The 2,749-nt window shown below is 41.3% G+C and carries 5 protein-coding genes; 1 reads left to right on the top strand and 4 read right to left on the bottom strand.

The features are described from left to right. The coding region (locus tag J3L11_RS18280) for a DNA-binding protein (protein ID WP_207571912.1) at nt 1-715 on the bottom strand (715 nt) is incomplete at its 3' end. A 125-nt stretch (nt 716-840) separates the two neighbouring features. Between J3L11_RS18280 and J3L11_RS18275 the strand changes: the two genes are divergently transcribed. After that, nucleotides 841-1,230, top strand: a complete 390-nt coding sequence (locus J3L11_RS18275) for a hypothetical protein (RefSeq protein WP_207571911.1) — start codon at nt 841-843, stop codon at nt 1,228-1,230. 25 nt (nt 1,231-1,255) lie between these two features. Here J3L11_RS18275 and J3L11_RS18270 read toward each other — a convergent pair whose 3' ends face one another. The 3 genes from J3L11_RS18270 to J3L11_RS18260 form a co-directional block, all read right to left on the bottom strand. Continuing rightward, the gene (locus tag J3L11_RS18270; protein ID WP_207571910.1) at nt 1,256-1,399 is read right to left on the bottom strand and encodes a hypothetical protein; all 144 of its coding nucleotides are present in this window, start codon (nt 1,397-1,399) and stop codon (nt 1,256-1,258) included. A 106-nt stretch (nt 1,400-1,505) separates the two neighbouring features. Further along, nucleotides 1,506-1,907, bottom strand: a complete 402-nt coding sequence (locus tag J3L11_RS18265) for a hypothetical protein (RefSeq protein WP_207571909.1) — start codon at nt 1,905-1,907, stop codon at nt 1,506-1,508. Further along, the gene (locus tag J3L11_RS18260; protein ID WP_207571908.1) at nt 1,900-2,676 is read right to left on the bottom strand and encodes a ParA family protein; all 777 of its coding nucleotides are present in this window, start codon (nt 2,674-2,676) and stop codon (nt 1,900-1,902) included. The genes J3L11_RS18265 and J3L11_RS18260 overlap by 8 nt, the downstream gene beginning before the upstream one ends. Nucleotides 2,677-2,749 lie beyond the last annotated feature (73 nt).

Genomic DNA, 2,749 nt, shown 5'->3' with positions numbered 1-2,749 from the left:
TGTCGGATTTTGCTTGAGCTAGCTCCGCAGTTTTTTGATATTGGCGGTTATCAGCGGCTAGCGCCTTCGCTTGAACTTCTGTTTTGCTCAGTTGCTCCTGCAGATGCTCAATGTTGGCTTGTTGTTTGATGGTCGTCTGTTGTGCTACAGATAATTCGCCTCGCAGCTGCCGCAGTTCTAGCATCAGTTCCTGGGACTGGTGAGTAACTTGCTTTAACTCGCTATCTAGTCGTGAATTGACGTCAACCAGATTGTTATTCGTTGAAATAGCATCTTTTAACTGTTGCTTTAGATTATTGGTTTCTTGGTCTTTTACTTCAATCTGCTGCTCCAGTTCATCCACCCTATCCAGACGTTCTGCGGCCAATTGTTCTAATCCGGCCAAATCATCGGCTTGTTGCTCTTTGAGTTCGGCTATCTCCTTCGATTTTGCCCCCTGCAATATCCGCCATATTTCCAACGCTGCGGCATTAACAGCATTGCCCAGTTCATCAGGCACCGGCGGCAGCTCCATCAGCTCTTTGGAGATATAGCCAGTTTTGTACCTCTCTAGTGTTTCACTTATCTTTTTGTACTGACCGCCGACCGTTCTCTGCAACATTGTAGCGGTTATTTCATCAATGCGTTTGCCTTCCGTTAACCACGCCTCGATCTGAGCGTAATAGCGGCTTGCATCAATGGGGGGGCGTCCGGCTGTAGTTGTTTCGTTACTCATATCAACCTCACAATAATTAATTAGTTATTAACTTATTAATTAATTAATTTACTCTCTTTGTAATAGCAAGTAAATGACCAGCCCGCTTTTTTTTAGTACCGTGGCTAACGATGACAGGAGGCGATATGAGTAACAGGGATCATGTATTGCTACAGCTCGCAAACGCATTTGGTGTGACGTATGAACGACTTACCTTTGATTTTGGGGATAGATGCCAATCCCCCACTCATACAGCCGTGATACTACGATTAGAGATAACTAGCCAAAACTCCGATATGCAACAAAGCCAGTGGCTAGGGAGTGATATCGAAAGCTTTATCATCTGCGACCACAGGCCCATCAAGATCCGGCCACTTTGTTATGCCCTATGGATTGAACATTTCAGTGGTAATGATTTGGGGGATGTTCTGGTTGATATTGGGGAAGAATTACGCCTAGCCGCAGAGACTTATAGCTGTTCTATCGAGTGGGATTTTACGGATATAGAGGGAAATAGAATAAACACTATACAATAGAGCATAGTGTTTATTCGTTTAAATTTTAGTGAGTTAGCAGATAATCTAAGTTAAATCTCACCCCTTGCTTAAGCAATAGTTCTGCAAATTGCTCCAGCTCATTTTTTGGCTTGTTGACCAGCTCCGATAGACGCAAAGTCTTAAAATTTGTATAGTCTGCAATTGACATACTAGAACTCCTCTTGACACCATCAGTATTAGTTTTGGTTTGTCAGCTGGCGCAGACTCTCACCTCTGCGCCAGCATCTTTGTATAACATCGATGTTATACATAATTCATTTAATCATCTTCATCTGCACTTTTTTAATTGCATCAATAATTTCTTCATTGCTACGTTCTGAAAGCAATTCAACCGCAGCCCGTATTAACTTAGTCCTATTTATTTCTTGAAGATTTCCTAGTTCAGCAATCACCTGTGTTGGTGAACCAGAACGTAATCTGTCCGCTACGTTTGCAAGCGTTACTAATTCAGATTCTAAAAATCTGATAGGTGTAGGTTTAATCGATGTTGTTGCTACTTTTCCAAAAACGTTTGTCACAACAGTATTGTGTTCTATTGTCTGCTGCTTTGAGGCTTTTGCTTGCTTGGATTTTAGTGCTTTTAATTCCCCTTTTTCCGCAGGAGACAATTTACCTTTGGTTTCCAGTTCACTTATGCGGATCATTACGTTATCCATTCATAATCTCCCGTGCAAAATCCTTATAATAGGCAGCAGCAGGATGACCTGGAGCAAACAGACTAACGGGCATTCTAGACAATTCAGCTTCGCCAAATACTGAGCGATCCCAAATAACAGTCTTGGCAACTGAATTAGGCCACTGTGCTTGAATTCGACTATTCCCGTACTCCAGTTCTCGTTTAGAAGCCCTTTTTAATGCAGTTCTCAAGATCACATAGTTAATTTGGTCTTCTTCTATGAATCTCACATCGCTAACATGCTGCAAAAAGGTCTCAATCCCGTCGAATGACATATCTCGGTACGTTGTAGGGATGATATACAAGTCAGCAGCCGTTACTGCATTCAAGCTCAAAACTGATGTGCCAGGATTAGTGTCTATCAGTACATAGTCATAATGGTGTTCTAATTTCTTTAACTGTAATGACAATCGTTCTTCTCGCTTCGTTAATGAAATCATTTCCATATCTAACTTGGTCATGTGATCCCCACTTCTGCCGGGAATCACGTCTAGATTAGAAATTATTTTCCCATCTATACAGGCTGGATATATTGCGGCGGCGATATCGAATCTATGATCTAGAAGTACATCACCTATCCAATGCTTAGTTGGTTCATCACCAAGCAACATAGTTGTTAAATTTCCTTGACCATCAAAGTCTACCGAAAGAACCTTCTTGCCTGCTTTCACTAATTCCCAAGCTAAGTTATTGGTAGTAGTGGTTTTACCAACACCACCTTTTCTATTTCCAATTTGTATTATCTTCATATGTCACCATGTATAACATCAATGTTATACATAGATTACACCATGTATAACATTGATGCTATACATGTTTCAG

The organism is Shewanella sp. 4t3-1-2LB (assembly GCF_017368415.1).
GTDB lineage: Bacteria > Pseudomonadota > Gammaproteobacteria > Enterobacterales > Shewanellaceae > Shewanella > Shewanella fodinae.
This window is presented reverse-complemented; position numbering and strand designations above follow the sequence as displayed.